Annotated in this window: 13 protein-coding genes; 6 read left to right on the top strand and 7 right to left on the bottom strand. The window is 68.8% G+C overall.

What is annotated here, in order from left to right:
- Positions 1–72: 72 nt before the first annotated feature.
- From PLJ28_RS13005 to PLJ28_RS13030, 6 genes are all read right to left on the bottom strand, one after another.
- Positions 73–1,815: a CocE/NonD family hydrolase gene (locus tag PLJ28_RS13005; protein ID WP_183526061.1), complete on the bottom strand. Its 1,743-nt coding sequence runs from the start codon at positions 1,813–1,815 to the stop codon at positions 73–75.
- Positions 1,808–2,776: an MBL fold metallo-hydrolase gene (locus PLJ28_RS13010; protein WP_183526058.1), complete on the bottom strand. Its 969-nt coding sequence runs from the start codon at positions 2,774–2,776 to the stop codon at positions 1,808–1,810. The genes PLJ28_RS13005 and PLJ28_RS13010 overlap by 8 nt, the downstream gene beginning before the upstream one ends.
- A complete protein-coding gene (locus tag PLJ28_RS13015; protein WP_183526055.1) occupies positions 2,773–3,726 on the bottom strand; it encodes an alpha/beta hydrolase in 954 nt (317 codons plus the stop codon). The genes PLJ28_RS13010 and PLJ28_RS13015 overlap by 4 nt, the downstream gene beginning before the upstream one ends.
- A gap of 15 nt (positions 3,727–3,741) precedes the next feature.
- Positions 3,742–4,851: an FAD-dependent oxidoreductase gene (locus PLJ28_RS13020; protein ID WP_183526052.1), complete on the bottom strand. Its 1,110-nt coding sequence runs from the start codon at positions 4,849–4,851 to the stop codon at positions 3,742–3,744.
- A 28-nt stretch (positions 4,852–4,879) separates the two neighbouring features.
- The gene (locus tag PLJ28_RS13025) at positions 4,880–5,833 is read right to left on the bottom strand and encodes a phosphotriesterase family protein (protein ID WP_183526049.1); all 954 of its coding nucleotides are present in this window, start codon (positions 5,831–5,833) and stop codon (positions 4,880–4,882) included.
- Positions 5,834–5,897: 64 nt separating this feature from the next.
- Entirely contained in the window at positions 5,898–6,896 is a 999-nt protein-coding gene (locus PLJ28_RS13030) for a phosphotriesterase family protein (protein WP_183526046.1), read from the bottom strand.
- Positions 6,897–7,167: 271 nt separating this feature from the next.
- Here PLJ28_RS13030 and PLJ28_RS13035 point away from each other — a divergent pair, with 271 nt between their 5' ends.
- The 5 genes from PLJ28_RS13035 (at position 7,168) to PLJ28_RS13055 (ending at position 12,319) form a co-directional block, all read left to right on the top strand.
- Positions 7,168–8,985, top strand: a complete 1,818-nt coding sequence (locus tag PLJ28_RS13035; protein ID WP_324590216.1) for an MFS transporter — start codon at positions 7,168–7,170, stop codon at positions 8,983–8,985.
- 79 nt (positions 8,986–9,064) lie between these two features.
- Positions 9,065–10,237 carry a cytochrome P450 gene (locus PLJ28_RS13040; RefSeq protein WP_298042000.1) on the top strand — a complete coding sequence of 391 codons (1,173 nt, stop codon included), beginning with the start codon at positions 9,065–9,067 and terminating at the stop codon, positions 10,235–10,237.
- Entirely contained in the window at positions 10,234–10,431 is a 198-nt protein-coding gene (locus PLJ28_RS13045) for a ferredoxin (protein ID WP_183526037.1), read from the top strand. The genes PLJ28_RS13040 and PLJ28_RS13045 overlap by 4 nt, the downstream gene beginning before the upstream one ends.
- Positions 10,428–11,606 carry an NAD(P)/FAD-dependent oxidoreductase gene (locus tag PLJ28_RS13050; RefSeq protein ID WP_255459434.1) on the top strand — a complete coding sequence of 393 codons (1,179 nt, stop codon included), beginning with the start codon at positions 10,428–10,430 and terminating at the stop codon, positions 11,604–11,606. The genes PLJ28_RS13045 and PLJ28_RS13050 overlap by 4 nt, the downstream gene beginning before the upstream one ends.
- Positions 11,607–11,704: 98 nt before the next feature.
- Complete coding sequence (locus PLJ28_RS13055) at positions 11,705–12,319, top strand: TetR/AcrR family transcriptional regulator (protein WP_183526034.1); 615 nt, start codon at positions 11,705–11,707, stop codon at positions 12,317–12,319.
- A gap of 185 nt (positions 12,320–12,504) precedes the next feature.
- Here the strand turns inward: PLJ28_RS13055 and PLJ28_RS13060 are convergent, their stop codons facing one another.
- A complete protein-coding gene (locus PLJ28_RS13060) occupies positions 12,505–13,833 on the bottom strand; it encodes an FAD-dependent monooxygenase (RefSeq protein WP_324590217.1) in 1,329 nt (442 codons plus the stop codon).
- A gap of 95 nt (positions 13,834–13,928) precedes the next feature.
- Here PLJ28_RS13060 and PLJ28_RS13065 point away from each other — a divergent pair, with 95 nt between their 5' ends.
- On the top strand, positions 13,929–14,477 hold the full coding sequence (locus PLJ28_RS13065; protein WP_183526028.1) for a transposase: 549 nt from the start codon (positions 13,929–13,931) through the stop codon (positions 14,475–14,477).
- The last annotated feature ends 227 nt before the right edge of the window (positions 14,478–14,704 follow it).

Genomic DNA, 14,704 nt, shown 5'->3' on the forward strand with positions numbered 1-14,704 from the left:
GCAACGCCTCACAGCGTCACAGATCAGATGTCACCTATTCGTGCAGCAGTCCCGGCATTGGTTGTCGAAGATCTAGTTGGCTCGGATCTCCGACGTCCTGTGCGTGGTGAAGGGCAGCACCAGTCGGGAGGGGTGCTGGGCGTCGCGGTAGATCTTGTGCATGACCGGGCGGCCCACCGGCAGGTGGAAGGCGTCCGGAGGAAGCAGCGAGTTGTGCTCGTCGGCCAGCGGTTCGGCGTTGGACAACTCCACGGTGAGCTTGTGGCCGGGCTGGAAGGAGGCGGCGAAGGGGTACAGCCGGATCACGTACTCCTCGATCATGCCGGGCTCCACCGGCACGGTTCGGGTGTGCGGGTGGACCGGGTTGCCCTCGGTGGTGCGGTCCTGGTCCAGTTCGCGGTGTGAGGCTTTGAGGTAACCAGTGGTGATCAACTGACGCCGGCCGTTCGGTGCATAGTCCCACAGGCGCAGGATCAGGTTGGTGTCCGGCTGGTCGATCTCCACGAACAGGTGGGCAGCACCGGAACCGATCATCTCCACCGGCTCCTCGAGGACGGGGGTGGACCAGCTGAGGATCTGCACGTCGTCGGTGACGGTCAGTGGGGCCTGGTAGAAGCCATCCGGGTGGGCGTATTCGGTGCCCATCGTCTCCGGCTCGGCGGAGAGCCGGTGCCGCGGGCGCAGGTACAGGGGCCGGCAGTCGATCTCCTTGGGTGGCCACTGGTCCGCGGTGATCGTCTGGCGGGAACCCTCCACGAACACGTCCACGGCCGGCTCATCCATGACGCCGTTGTCGATGCCCTTGAGCCAGTAGTCATACCAGCGGAACATCTTGTCGTGCTCCTCGATGAAGGGGCGCGACTGCATGGGTGGGTAGGAGCCGATGGTCAGTTTCTTCGGGCCCTTCACGGCATTGAAGACCTCGATGGTGCTGTCCAGGGTCCAGCCGCGGCCCTGGTCCAGCTGCAGCCACACCGGGATGTCGATGGCGTGCGCCAGCTCGTTGGGGTTGCGCTCCTGGTACCACGGGCCGTCCAGCTCGTTCATGACGATGTCGAACCAGGCCTCGTGGTTCTTCGGGTAGTTGAGCACGTGCACCAGGTTCGGCCAGGCGGCCACGTCCGGATCCTCCAGACGCTGGGTCACCAGCTCCTTGAGCTCGGCGGGGGAGTGCTCCTCGATCATGCGGGACTTGACCCGGTCGGTGAAGGCCCAGCCGGAGTCGCCACCGCGGCCCTCGCGGGCGGCCCGCGGCATGAACCACATGATTCCGCCGTGGTAGGTGGTCTCGTAGAAGTCGTAGTGGCCGCCGGACACGAAGATCGCCTTCAGGTGTGGGGGGCGTTCGGCTGCGGCCAGGACCTGCATGGAGCCGAAGTAGGAGATGCCGACCATGCCGACGTTGCCGTCGCACCACGGCTGCTCGGCCACCCACTCGATGAAGTCGTAGGCGTCCTGGCCCAGCGAGACGCCGCCGGCGTTGTAGTTGCCGATGTGGTCGCCCTCGGAACCGCCGGAGCCGCGTAGGTCGCCGATGACGTGGACGTAGTCCTCGGCGACGATCCGGGCGATGTCACCGGCCTCGATGCATCCGTCCCACATGGGGGAGGGGCGGCGCTGCGGCGGGGTGGTCAGGGCCAGGGCCTGCAGTTCCTTGCCGTAGGGGCTCAGGGCGACCAGGGCCGGGCGGGGCTTCTGCTCGGTGCCCTCGTAGGCGTCGGCGACGAGTTCCACACCGTCGCGCATGGGGACGCGCAGGTCCTTGCGGATGGTGATGGGCGTACCACCGGCATTGATCGTCTGGTGTTCAACCATGGCTGGGGGGCTCCTCTTGTCCAGGGCTCGTGGCGAATCGGGTGTGGTGACCGTGAAGCGTGGTGAAGAACGGCGAAGGCTCGAGCGTGGGATCGCCGTCGTAACCGAGTTCCTCGGCGACCTGCGCGAAGGGCGAGTACGGGGAACCGGTGTCCCGCAGTCCGGCCACCAGGCAGCGGCAGGCGGCCTCGCCGATGCGGGCCTCGATCTCCAGGCTCTCGTTCAGGGCCTCCCTGGCCTGTTCCGCGTCGAGTTCGACACCGTAGGCCATGCCGTCCGTGCGGCGGTATGGGTGACCCAGGTAGAGGTGCCGCGGCCGGATCTCGTCGCGCAGGAACCGAAGGCTGGCGCGGTAGGCGACGGGATCCATGAATCCGGGAAAGCCGTTGGCGGCGCCGTGGACCTGTACGGCGTCACCGACGAAGGCGTCGTTCTGCCCGTCGAGGACATAGGCGACCGAACCGGGGGTGTGGCCCGGGATGGGGTGAACGGACAGGGTGACCTCGCCACCCAGAGAAAGGGTCTCGCCGCCGCGTACCAGCAGCGTGGGTTCCATCTCGCCGGAAATGACCGCGTTCCCGGCGGCGGCCACCTTCTCCTCGCCTTGCGGGTCGTGGAGGTACTCGCCGCGACCGGCGAGGTACTCGTCGACGTGGGCCTGACGCGAACGCAGCATCGGCGCGTCCTGCTCGTGGATGACCACCTGCGCGCGTCGGCCGGTGAGCTCCCACAGGGCGCGCGCGCCACCGATGTGGTCGATGTGCCCGTGGGTCAGCAGGATCCACCGCACGTCCTCGATCCGGCGCCCGAGTGCCTCCAGGGCCGGCGCCATGCCCTCGGCGGGCGAGGACGCGATGCCGGTGTCCACGATGGCCGGTTCCGGCGCGTCGATGAAGAAACTGTAGAGGCCGAAGCGTCCCCAGGGTGACACCAGGGGATGGACGGCGACGTCCCGTGTCATCGCCCAGCGTCCTGTGTGAGGAACTCGGCCGTCTGGGTGAAGGCCTCGTGCAGCTCCGGGATCCAGAAGAAGTTCTGGACGAAGCCGTGATTGGCCTGTTCGAAGCGCGTCACGGTGGTCTCTACCCCGGCCTCTCGCAGCCGCAGGCCGTACAGCTCGCCCTCGTCCCGCAGGGGGTCGAACCCGGCGGTGATGATCAGGGCCTTCGGCAGCCCGGACAAATCCGCCCGCTTGATGGGGGAGACCAGGGGGTCGGCCGGATCCGCTCCGGACTCCAGGTAGAACGAGTTCCACGGTCTCAGGGCCGGGGTCTCCAAGCCGTAGCCGGTGGCGTTCTCCCGCAGGGACGGGTACCGGTCCTCGTCGAAGTCCAGGTCCACGGAGGGGTAGTAGAGCACCTGGTGGGTGATCTTGCCGAAGCCGTCGTCGTGAGCCATAGCGGTGACGGCGGCCACGAAGTTGCCGCCGGAGCTGTCCCCGGCCACGGCCAGGGTCCGGCCGTTCCAGCGCAAGCCGCCGGGATCCCCGAAGTCGCCGACGGTCTCGGCGACCCAGCGCACCACGCCGTAGCACTGGGTCAGACTCCTCGGGAAGGCGGCCTCCGGGGCCAGGTCGAAGTCCACCAGGACGATCTGGTGGCCCGACTCCTTGGCCAGGTGACGGGCCACGTGGTCGTGCGTCTCAAGGTCGCCGGAGAAGAAGGCGCCGCCATGGAAGTACACGACGACCCCGTAGGAGTCGGCCTCGACCGGCGTGAAGATGCGCACGGGCACCTCACCGGTTGCCGTGGCCGCCGTCGTGTCCCGAACCGCGTGCAGCGGCAGGCGCTCGGCCAGCGGGGCCACGAACTCCTGGTCCGCGGCGCGCTTGCCGGCCGGGTCCGGGCGGACGCTGTGGTCGAACGGCGGCAGGGTCTCCAGCAGCTGGGCGATCTGGGGATGGAGGGTCATGGTGGAACCGCCGCCCTACGCGTTGGCCGGGAAGGCGGAGTCCACCGCGTCCGCGTGCCAGCCCTGACGTGAGATCCGCTGCAGTTCATCCGTGACGGGTTTACGGGTGGCCTCGTAGATCGACAGTGCGTCCTTCACGGAGTCGCCCTGCACCAGCGCGTCGGCGAGACCGCCGGCGTCCAGGATGGCCGAGTTCGCCCCCTGGCCCTGGTGGTGGAGCATCGCGTGGGCGGCGTCGCCGAGCAAGGCGACGGAGTCGGTGTGCCAGGACTCCAGGGGATCGATGTCGAACACCGAACGGCTGGTCACCCGGCCCAGGTCGAGTTCCCGGGCGACCTGGACGATCCGATCGTCGAAGCCCTCCAGGATCCGCACCAGGTACTCCGTCGAGATCTCCGGTGCCCACGAGTCGTCCTCGGAGGGTGCGGTGATGTCGTAGGAGAGCTGGCCGCGATGGCGCAGCGGCAGGTTGTAGGCGATCGTGCCGTTCTCGCCCATGTAGAAGCGCGGGTTGTCATCGGTCACCAGTCCGTGGGCGTCCTCGACCGAGATGACCGCACGGTAGGCGTGCTCGCCGGAGAACACCGGCGCCTTCTGCGAGAACAGCTGGTGGCGCACCGTGGAGCGGATGCCGTCGGCGGCGATGACGAGGTCGGCGGTGATGGTCCTGCCGTTGGTGAACGTCAGGGTCGCGGACTCACCGTTGTCCTCGATGGTCTGCAGCTTGTGGTCCAGATGCACCATGCCCTCGGGCAACGCGCCGAGCAGGACGTCGATGAAGTCCCCGCGGTGGATCATACGGTTGTGGTTGACCTCTGCGTAGGCGCGCAGGAACGGCCACTCCTCCGTGGCCAGGACCTGCCGGCCGTCCGCGCTGAGGATCTCCAGGTGGTCACTGGGCGAACTCACGGCGGCGACCGCGTCGAAGATGCCCCACTGGCGGAACAACTCGACCGACGGCGGGCGCAGCCCGATGCCGGCACCGACCTGGCCCAGCGCCGACGCCTGTTCGTAGACGTGGACGTTCCGCGCGCCGACGCTCTGCAGGGCCTTGGCCGCCGAGGCCCCGCCGTAGCCGCCGCCGACGACGGCAACCTTCAAGTTCTTGATGTCTTCAGCCTTCATGGTGATCTCTTCTCTCAGTTGGGGGGCGTCAGTTCTTCATGCCGAGGAAATCGGCGGTGTTCTCCACGAGCAACTGGTGGATGGTGGCGTCGTCGATGCCGACGGCCTGCATGTCCGGGATCATGTCCTCGAAGATGTAGTTCACGGTGTGGCCCTTCACCCCGGGCCAGCCCAGCGGACTGCAGTTGGCGTCCGCGCCCACCAGGAGACTGTCCGTGTAGCCCTTGTCCACGAGCTGCTTGAAGTGCCCCATGCGCTCGGCGCGCTTGCGACCCCAGAACGGTGGGTCCGGCAGTTCCAGGTCGTAGCCGAAGGTGTCGAAGCCGAGACGCCCGCCCTGTTCGTAGATCCAGTCGTGCGGGGTGATCGGGGCGTTGAGGCCGTCGTCGGCGTGGCCGAACAGGACGCGGTCCAGGTCCAGGCCCTCCTCGTGGAAGATGGCCACGGCCGGTTCGGGGTCGATGGCCAGGTGGGTGAGGATCGGCACGCCCGTCACGACGGCGGCGCGGGCGGCCGCGCGGTAGATGCGCTGGTCCAGCTCGGTCATCCGCCCGCCGCGGGAGACGCCGACCTTGATGATCCCGGCCTTGGCCCCGGTGTTGCCGATGCCCACGGTGATCTCGTGGATGAACACCTTGGCCAGGTAGTCCACGGAGGCCCGGGAGAAGTGCGGTAGGGCGGTGTCCCCGCCGACGAAACCGGTGCAGGCCACGATGTTCACGCCGGTCTTGGCCGACAGGGTCTGGTAGTAGTTCGGGTCGCGGCCGTTGCAGATGCCGGTGGCATCCACGAAGGTGCGTCCGCCGTAGTCGTGGAAGGCCCGCAGCTTGGGCACGGTCTCCTCGTACGCCTGTTCCGGCGTCTTCCACCACGTGGTGTCGAGCTCGGAACCGGGCATGCCGTAACCGATGTGCTCGTGGATGGCCACGATGCCCAGTTCTGCGGCCGGGATGGTACCGAGCACGGTGTTGACCTTGGTCATGAGTTCACCTCAGGGAAGTAGTTCAGGGTGTGGGGGCAGGTGCGGGCGTCGCGTGCGGCGGCGCTCAGCACACGGCAAGCAGGCGGCGCGGGTTGTCCTGGAGGATGCGCCGGGCGTCGGCGTCGGTGAGACCTTGCCGGGTGAGGAATGGCATGAAGGTCTCCAGCACGTGACCGTAGGGCAGGTCGTAGGCGGGCAGGCCCTTGGCCACCCCGATGGCGTTGGTCGAGAGGACGATCTTGTCCGCGTGGCCGGCGGACACCAGTTCCAGCACCAGTGCGGCGCGTTCGGCGTCCGTGAGGTACCCGGCGGCCTCGTTCAGGCCGACGTGGTCGATCCCCACGAAGGCGCCCCGGTCGGCCACCGCCAGGGCCGCGCCGTGGGCGTCCCGGCGGTCCAGGTCCCCGACCAGCACGCGGTCCGCGGGGAGCCGTTCCTCCAGGACGATGTCCAGGTCGTGCAGAGCATCGGCGCCGAAGCGGATCGAGACGGCCACGCCGGTGACCCGCGCGGCACGGGCGCAACCGCGGAACAGGGACTCCTCGGTGGGCGTCATCCCGGCGCGGTCGGCGACGGTGGCGATCAGCCCGGCCGCGGCGCGGCGTTCGATGCGCGGGACGACCATGCCCTCGGTGATTTCCCTGCCGAAGAGGTCCGCGAACTTCTCGGCCGGCCACGGGGTCGGAGGGTTGGTCTGCGGGGTCAGGAAGTACCCGCCCAACTCCTCCTCAGGGCCCAGACCCGTGGAGGCGACGATATGCACACCGGTCGCCGTCGACAGCGCCTCGTAGAGCTTCAGGTCGCGGCCGTGGAACATACCGGTGGAGTCCACGATCGTGCCGCCACCCGCCTCGCGGAACGCGATGACCTTGGCCTCGAGCGCCTCGTAGATCTCGGCCCTGTCCATGGAGACGTCCGGGGCGTACTGGGCCCCCGGCAACACGGAGAGCAGGGCCTCGTGCACCGCGACGGCGCCGATCTCGTCGGCGGGAACCGGGCCCAGGACGGTGTTCACCGTTGGGACGGAGGCGATGGGGCGGCCGGTGGTGGTGGGGCGGCTCATAGGGGTCTCCCTCAAGGTTCGGGCGGGGAAGGGCGGTTCCCGTCGGCCTGGAGGCCGGCGCGACGCTGCGTGTTACCAGCATCACGCAAAACTTTACACGCTGTCAACTAAACGTTCTGAGAACTCCCGCTCTCGTGGCGGTGTCGCCCGGGGCGACGGACGGACCTCTCCGGCGGGGGCTTCATCCAGGCTCGAGGTGCAGCCATGAGCTGGCTCACATTTTTTGCTTGACATGACGTAAAGTAAAACCACACACTGTTTCAGCGATCCCATGGTCCACGCCGGGAGTCGCACGGCATACGGGGAACACCGGGCGCGGCCTTCCGCCCGCTCCCCAGGGATCGACCGGAACAAAGGAATCTCATCGATGAGTCAGACGATCAAGGTGGCGAGCCGGGGGTCGGCACGGGCCACGTTCGTTGCCGCCTACAGCGCCGTCACACTGGCCCAGATCACCAACGCCCTGCCAGGTGCGCTCAGCGGAACGTTCGCCGTGGAATTCCATACGTCGGGAGCCGGACTGACGTGGATCGCGGGCATGTTCCTGATGGGCATCGTGGTGTTCGAACTCAGCTGGGGGCTCTTGGGTGACGTGTTCGGGCGCAAGAAGCTGCTCTACGTCGGTGCCGCGATCAGCGTTGCCGGGTCGGTGCTGGCGGCTCTGGCCCAGACCACAGGAATGATGATCTTCGCGCAGGCGGTCGGTGGCATCGGGGCAGGCATCCTCTTCCCGATCTCGCTGTCCATGATCGTGGCGATCACCCCTGAGCACCGTGCGCGGGCGAAGGTCATCGCCACGTGGGCGGGATTCCTCTCCCTGGGCGCGGTGATCTCACCGGTGCTTGCCGGCTTCACGGCTCAGTTCTTCACCGTGCCGGGGGCTTCCCCGGGCGCGCCGAACGAGTTCAGCGGCTGGCGGGCGGCCTACCTGGTGGCAGCCGGAGTGGCGGTGCTCGTCCTGATCGTCGCCCTGGGCGCGAAGGATTCCGCGGCGGCCGAGGGGCGCAAGCTGGACCTGCCCGGCCAGATCACGCTCGCGCTCGGCCTCATCGCCGTCCTCTACGCCACGGTGACGGCGGTGGACGCCGGCTTCGGCAGCGCCCAGGTGATCGCCGGCTACATCATCGGCGTGATCCTTCTGGTCGCGTTCATCGTCATCGAAACACGCACCGAGCAGCCACTCATCCACCTGTCACTGTTCAAGAACAACGCCTACTCGATCACCGGCATAGTGGCGGTCACCGGGATGTTCGCCTTCCTCGCGATCTGCTTCAGCACGAGCGTCGCCGTCAGCGGACTGGCCCTGGCCGAGACCTGGAAGATCGGCGTGCTCTTCGTCGTGATCCAGGGCCCCGCCTTCGCGTTCATCCCGGTGGTGGGGTGGCTCATCCACCATGTTGCCCCCCGCTGGGTACTCACCGCGGGCTTCTCCCTCATGGCCGTCTCGGGGTTCTGGCTCTCGACGTACTCCCTCGGGATCCCGGAGGCGTTCGGCGGAACCCCCTGGACGGCCTTCATTCCACCGCTTCTGCTGCTGGGCACCGGATTCGCCCTGACCGTCGGTTCCGTCACCGCTGTCGCCATCAATACCGTCCCGCCCCAGCAGATCGGCATGGCGTCGGCGACGACGAATCTCCTACGCGACCTGGGGTTCGCCCTGGGGCCCGTTGTCGGCTCGGCAGTGGCATTCGGCATTGGCGCCAGCGTCTTCGCCGGTGCCCTTGCCGGGATCCTCGACGGGGCAGGGCTGCCCGCCGACACGGTCGCAGGGCTCTCCCACGTGCCGCCCCTGGGCTTCCTCTCGGGCTGGGAGGGTGTGATCGCCCAGTTCTCCGGCCAGGCATCGGCCGCCGGCGCCTCCGCCCCGGCCGTCGATGGCATGGTCCAGGCCCTGAACACCGCCCAACCGAGCATCCAGGCCGCGGCAGGGACCTCGCTGGGTCAGGGGTTCCAGGCGGCATACCTCACCGCGGGCATCGCGGCCATCCTCTCCGCCGCCCTGACCCTCTTCATCTCCCCGCCGTCGGCAGTCCCCACGTCCGATGCCATCGCGGACCCCGCCGAGGTGCCTGCCGATGTGCTCGCCTGAGAGCCCAGTCCTCAGCGACGCCGACGCCCCACGATCCAAAACCCAAGACCCACGACGAAGCAACCACAAGGAGAACACCGTGACTGCACCGACCGAATCCGGCATCGACATCTGGGATGACGACATCGTCGTCGACCCCTACCCCACGTATGCCCAGCTGCGCGAGCAGAGCGGCGTCGTTCACCTGCCCGAGAACGGAATCTACGTGCTGACGCGGTACGACATCATCCGCGACGTGCTCGGGGACCCGACGACGTTCTCGTCCACCACCCTGGGATTCAACCCGATGGTCAACGAGGCGCTGCAGGGCACCTCGCTGGCCTCCGACCCGCCAACGCACACCCAGCTGCGCGCGACGCTGTCGGAGAACCTCACCCCGCGCGCACTGCGCGGCCTGAAGGCCACCATCGAGGAGAAGGCGGACAGGCTCGTCGCCGAACTCGTCGCCGGCGGAGGCTTCGAGGCCGTCGACTCCCTGGCCCGTGTCTTCCCGATCGAGATCGTCGCTGACCTCATCGGCTTCAATGGGCACGTCAAGGACAACATGATGCGCTGGGGACAGGCAGCGATGCAGGTGCTCGGCCCGATGAACCACCGCACCCAGGAGAGCTTCCCGATCGCCGGCGAGCTCTACGGTTGGTGCTCCTCGGTCACCGCAGACGACCTGACTCCCGGCTCGATCGGCCGCGGGATCTTCGACGCCGAGACGCGCGGGGACATCCCGAAGGGCTCTGCCGGCCACATCATCCACCAGTACCTCGGGGCCGGCGTCGACACCACGGTCGCCTCGATCGGGAACATCGTTGCCCTGTTCGGACGCCATCCTGAACAGTTGCGGCTCGTCCGCGAAAACCCCGAGCTCGTCCCGGCGGCCTTCGCCGAGGTGCTGCGCTTCTGGACGCCGCTGCACATCTGGGGCCGCACGACGACCCGCGACGTGGAGATCGATGGGGCTTTGGTCCCCGCGGGCGCCCAGCTGGGCATCCTGCTCGGCGCCGGCAACCGCGACCCGCGCCACTACACGAACCCGGACGTCTTCGACGTGACGCGAAACCCGGTGGACCACCTGTCCTTCGGCTACGGTCCGCACGGGTGCGCCGGCCAAGGCCTGGCGAAGCTCGAGGGCCACGCCATCATCGGCGCACTGGCCCGACACGTGAGGTCGATCACGGTCGACGACGGGGTCCGGGCACCCAGCAACATGACCCGCAGCCTCGAAACCCTCCAGGTCCTCGAGGTGGTGGGGGTATGAACATCGAACTGGACCGCCCGCGCTGCGAGGGACACGGCCTGTGCGAGGAGGCCGCGCCTGCCCTGATGCACTTGGACGATGACGGCGAACTCGTGATCGACGTCCCGGAGGTGGACGGAGCCGACCTCGACGCCGCCAAGGCGGCGGTGCGGGTCTGCCCGGTCGCCGCACTGCGCCTGGCGGGGGACTCATGATGCGCCGGATCGTCGTCGTGGGTAACGGCATCGCCGGCCTCACGGCCTGTGACTCCCTGCGCTCGGCCGGCTTCGAGGGGGAACTGACGGTGGTCGGCGCCGAGCGCCACCACCCCTACAGCCGACCGGCCCTGTCCAAGGCCCTGCTGCACGGGGATGAGGCGCTGTCGGCCCACGAACTGCCGGCGCCCAACCACGGGGCGACCGAGCTGCTCGGCGTGGGGGCGACGGGCCTGGATCCCGATGCCCGCCTCGTGCGGCTCGAGGGAGGCGGCGAGCTTCCATACGACGGCCTGGTCATCGCCTCCGGGGCGCGAGCCAAACGCCTCGCCCCGGCCGGACCCGACGGCGCCGCGCGCGAGGTCACCCTACGCACGATCGAGGACGCCATCGTCCTGAAGCGGCTGGCCGCCGCGCGCCCCTCGGTGCTGGTGGTCGGCGGCGGACCGCTCGGCATGGAAGTCGCCTCGGGCTGCCTGCACCTGGGCTGTGAGGTGACCCTGGTCTCCGACGCCCAGCCGCTCGCCCCCCAGCTCGGAGACCACCTCTCCGGGGTGTTCGCCGCGGCCGCCGCCCGGCACGGCCTGCGGATCGTCAGTGGCGGCAAGGCCCGGTTGATCGATTCCGCCGCCGGCACGCGGGTCATCCTCGCCGACGGCACCGAGCTGGAGGCCGGACTGGTGGTCACCGCCATCGGCGACGCGCCGAACACGGAGTGGCTGTCCGGCTCTGGGGTCCTGGTCGATGGGTCGGTTCGGGTCGACTCCCGCGGCCGGCTCCGGCCGGAGATCGTCGCCGCAGGGGACGTGGCCTTCTTCCCCAACCGGCGCGGGGTCGCCCGCGTACCCTTGTGGACCAGCGCCATCGACCAGGCCAGGATCGCGGCCCTGGGCCTGCTGCACGGCGATGATGCCCCCGAACTCGACGTCCAGCCGTACTTCTGGACCGAGGGTTTCGGCCTCTCGCTCAAGGCGGTGGGCTTCACGCCCGTGACCGGGGCACCCGACTACCTCGAATCCGGCGCGAACGAGGAGTCGATGTTGATGCGCTGGGACCACGCGGATGGAGCCGGGACCGCCGTGGCGATCAACTACCGGATCCCCGTTCCGAAGCTGCGGCGGCTGGCCCACACCGGCCCGGTCGCCCTGCGCCCGCCGGCACCCGCCAGCCTCTGATGCGGATCCCGTCTGCCCGGCAGGAGGTGCCTCGTGGCGTACGCTGAGCGCAGTTCTCCCAGCGTAGACGGGACCCGCATCGTCGTTAGGATTGCCTGATGCCGTCACTGCGAGAAGCCCGGAAACAGCGGATCCGCAACCTCATCGTCGAAAAGGCGCTCGAGCTCTTCACCGAGAAGGGGTACGCGGCGACGACTATCGACGAGATCGCCGTCGCGGCGGGCACCACCAGGGTGACCTTCTACGCGTACTACCCCGCGCGCCGCGACCTGATGAGGGAGTTCCTGGCGCGTGTCAACGCCGTGCTGGAACGCGCCGATGGGCCTGACCGGGTTTCGACCTCCGTCGACCTGGTCGAGGTCGTCCGTGCCGGCAGACTGCCGGAGATCCTGGCATGGCTCGAGTCCCGTGCTGCGCTCTGGCCAGCCTTCCGGCCCTACCTCGACGTGCTCTATGAAGCAGCCGCAGCCGATGACGAGGTGCGCGCCCTGCTCGAGCAATGGCGTGAAGAGGTTATCGCCGACTTGGTCCGCGGCATGGAACTGGCCGGGCGATTCGACGAGAGAACCCACCATCTCCGCGGAACCCTCGCCTACGAGCAACTCGACTACATCAGCACCCTCTGGACTCGTCGCAAGGATGAGCCCCATCGCGACCAAGCGCTTGAGGTGCTCGCCAACAGCTGGCACCACCTGCTCTGCCACGAGGGGTGACGGTCAGTTTCGAAGACAGGGCGTACACATCCGGCTGCATGATCGACTCAACCGTGTCGGTAGGGTTCCGAACCGCGTCAGCGAGGCGGGGAGAGCGCGCTGAGCTGTGTGCAATGCGCTGCCGCCCCACTTTCGCCGCAGTCAGCCAAGACGAGGTGGACACCGGCACCGAATTAACCCTCGGCCTAGCGCAGCACCTCGACCAGCGCGATCCATGAGATCAGCAGCGCGACGATGATCGTCATGAGCGTGCCCACCGCGCTGACCCCGACGCCTGAGGGCTGGCCGGCCAGGCACAGCGCCCCGGCCGCGAAGTACGCCAGGATCGGCACGAACCCGATGGCCGAACGCAGTGACCGTCCCCGGGTCGGGCCCTGTCGGTCCCGGGCCAGGGTGGATGCCGCGTGGAACTGGAACCCGACGGCCGGGATCGCAGCGGCGATGGTCATCGCCCCGAACCATGGCAACGGCAGGCCGGGCACGAGCCCCAGGCCCGAGACGACGATGGCCACCACCAGGGTGGCGATCGAGGCCGCCAGACGGGACGTGACAGAGCCGGTCGCAACGACTTTGTCGATGTTGACGCTTGCGGCAACGATCACCAGACCCGCCAGGGCGGCCGTTGCCCCGACCATGGCGACGTGGAAATCCGACCAGCCCGCCAGCATGTCCATGACCACATGGTAGATCCCGTTCCAGGCACACCCGGGGCCGCACCGGTCAGCGAGGGATGGCGGGGTGGGGGAGTGGTGGCCGGCCTCTGCTAGGGCGTGTCTCCTCATGCTCTCAACCAGTGGTGGCGAGCCTGAGAGGGCAGCGGCGGTGGCTGAGGAGAGGAGGTCCGGGTAGTCGGGGAGCGTGAAGGTCTCGGCGGACGAGGCGGCGCGTGTCAGCCGGCTGGCGAGGGTACGGCCGAGGGGTGTCCCGGCGGCGCGCATGACGGTCCGCAGGGCGGCGACGCCGGCCCGGGAGGTGGGGTTGGCGATCCGGGGCGCCCCGGGCGGCAGTTTCTGCTTCTCCTCGACCCAGGGCCGCAGGGTCCGCTCGTAGGCGGCCAGGCCCTCGGCCAGGTCCGCGTGGGAGGCGATCTCCCCGGCGAGCACGTAGGCCCCGACGACGGCCAGGGTGGTGCCCATACCGGTCACCGGGGAGGGGCAGTACGCGGCATCCCCCAGCAGCACGACCCGTCTGCGTGACCACTGCGGTGCGTGCACCTGGCCGATGACCTCGACGTACAGGTCGTCCACGTCCTCAAGGGCGTCCAGCACGCGGTCCACCTCCCAGCCGGTGCCCCCGAAGGTCCGGCGCAGCAGGGCGCGCTGTTCGGCGGTTGTCCGACGCGCCGTCGGTTCCCGCCGCTCGGTCCGGGGCAGGGTACGGGTGATGATCGTGCGCATGGTGCCGTAGCGGTCCGGGCGCAGGGACACCGTGCCACCGGGGGCGTTGAACCACCGCCACCAGTCGGTGTCCGCGGGCTGCCAGGGTATCGTCGCCCACGTGGCCTCCACGCCCAGGGAGGCACGACCGGTTCCTCGCCGAAGGCCAGGGTGCGGGTGGTGGAGCCGATCCCGTCGGCGGCCACGACCAGGTCGAACCGCTGCTCCGGGGTGTGCTCGAACCCGGCCACAAGGCCTCCGCCGTCCTGGTGCAGGGAGGTGATCCGGTCCCCGAAGCGGTACTTGGTGCGCGGCGCGGTGGCGGCCACGAGCGGTTCGGCGAGGTCCCCGCGCAGGATCTCGATCTCGGAGGTCAGGCTCAGACTGCTGGCGTCCCCGACCGGGAATCGGGCCAGGGCCGGGCCGTCCGGGCCGACGAATGCGAATCCGTCCTCGCCGGTGTAGGCGGCGCGGACCTGGCCCTCGAGTCCCATGCGGGCGATGACCTGCAGCCCGGCTCCCTTGAGGTCGACGTTCTGCCCACCCGTGCGCAGCCATTGATGCCCACCACCGGTGGGGCAGGCCGACCGTTCCGGGATCACCGGTCGGTGGTCCAGGGCATCATCTACCGGTACCGGACCTGGATCGCTTGGCGGGATCTGCCACCGTGCTTCGGCCCGGGGCAGACGGTGTGGAATCGCCACCGCCGGTTCAGCGGCGACTGGACCTGGAATGCAATCCTCACCGTCGTCCCTCGCGGTGGGGGAGAGGCAATGCGGTAAGCAGCGGGCGTGGGGTTGTTCTGGTCTTTCACGCTTGTTTTGTCCCTGCTGGCGAGCTCGCTCGCCTGCCCCGAACGGAACCGGCAGCGGCCCGCAAGCCAATGAGGCTTTGCTCCCGCCGGTTCCGCATTGCGCACGAGGAGTTGCCCCACCCACGCGACTCGAGGTTGGGGGATCTAGACGGTATGTAGTGACCGCTCCGGCGTGGAGGGGTTGCGGGCCGGGGC

This window comes from Citricoccus sp. (assembly GCF_035445025.1).
Lineage (GTDB): Bacteria > Actinomycetota > Actinomycetes > Actinomycetales > Micrococcaceae > Citricoccus.

What these genes read in the sequence shown, in the direction of transcription:
- PLJ28_RS13055 (WP_183526034.1), top strand. Translation starts at nt 11,705, where the DNA reads ATGCCGTCACTGCGAGAAGCCCGGAAACAGCGGATCCGCAACCTCATC.
- PLJ28_RS13020 (WP_183526052.1), bottom strand. Translation starts at nt 4,851, where the DNA reads ATGAAGGCTGAAGACATCAAGAACTTGAAGGTTGCCGTCGTCGGCGGC.
- PLJ28_RS13035 (WP_324590216.1), top strand. Translation starts at nt 7,168, where the DNA reads ATGGTCCACGCCGGGAGTCGCACGGCATACGGGGAACACCGGGCGCGG.
- PLJ28_RS13025 (WP_183526049.1), bottom strand. Translation starts at nt 5,833, where the DNA reads ATGACCAAGGTCAACACCGTGCTCGGTACCATCCCGGCCGCAGAACTG.
- PLJ28_RS13005 (WP_183526061.1), bottom strand. Translation starts at nt 1,815, where the DNA reads ATGGTTGAACACCAGACGATCAATGCCGGTGGTACGCCCATCACCATC.
- PLJ28_RS13045 (WP_183526037.1), top strand. Translation starts at nt 10,234, where the DNA reads ATGAACATCGAACTGGACCGCCCGCGCTGCGAGGGACACGGCCTGTGC.
- PLJ28_RS13015 (WP_183526055.1), bottom strand. Translation starts at nt 3,726, where the DNA reads ATGACCCTCCATCCCCAGATCGCCCAGCTGCTGGAGACCCTGCCGCCG.
- PLJ28_RS13030 (WP_183526046.1), bottom strand. Translation starts at nt 6,896, where the DNA reads ATGAGCCGCCCCACCACCACCGGCCGCCCCATCGCCTCCGTCCCAACG.
- PLJ28_RS13050 (WP_255459434.1), top strand. Translation starts at nt 10,428, where the DNA reads ATGATGCGCCGGATCGTCGTCGTGGGTAACGGCATCGCCGGCCTCACG.
- PLJ28_RS13010 (WP_183526058.1), bottom strand. Translation starts at nt 2,776, where the DNA reads ATGACACGGGACGTCGCCGTCCATCCCCTGGTGTCACCCTGGGGACGC.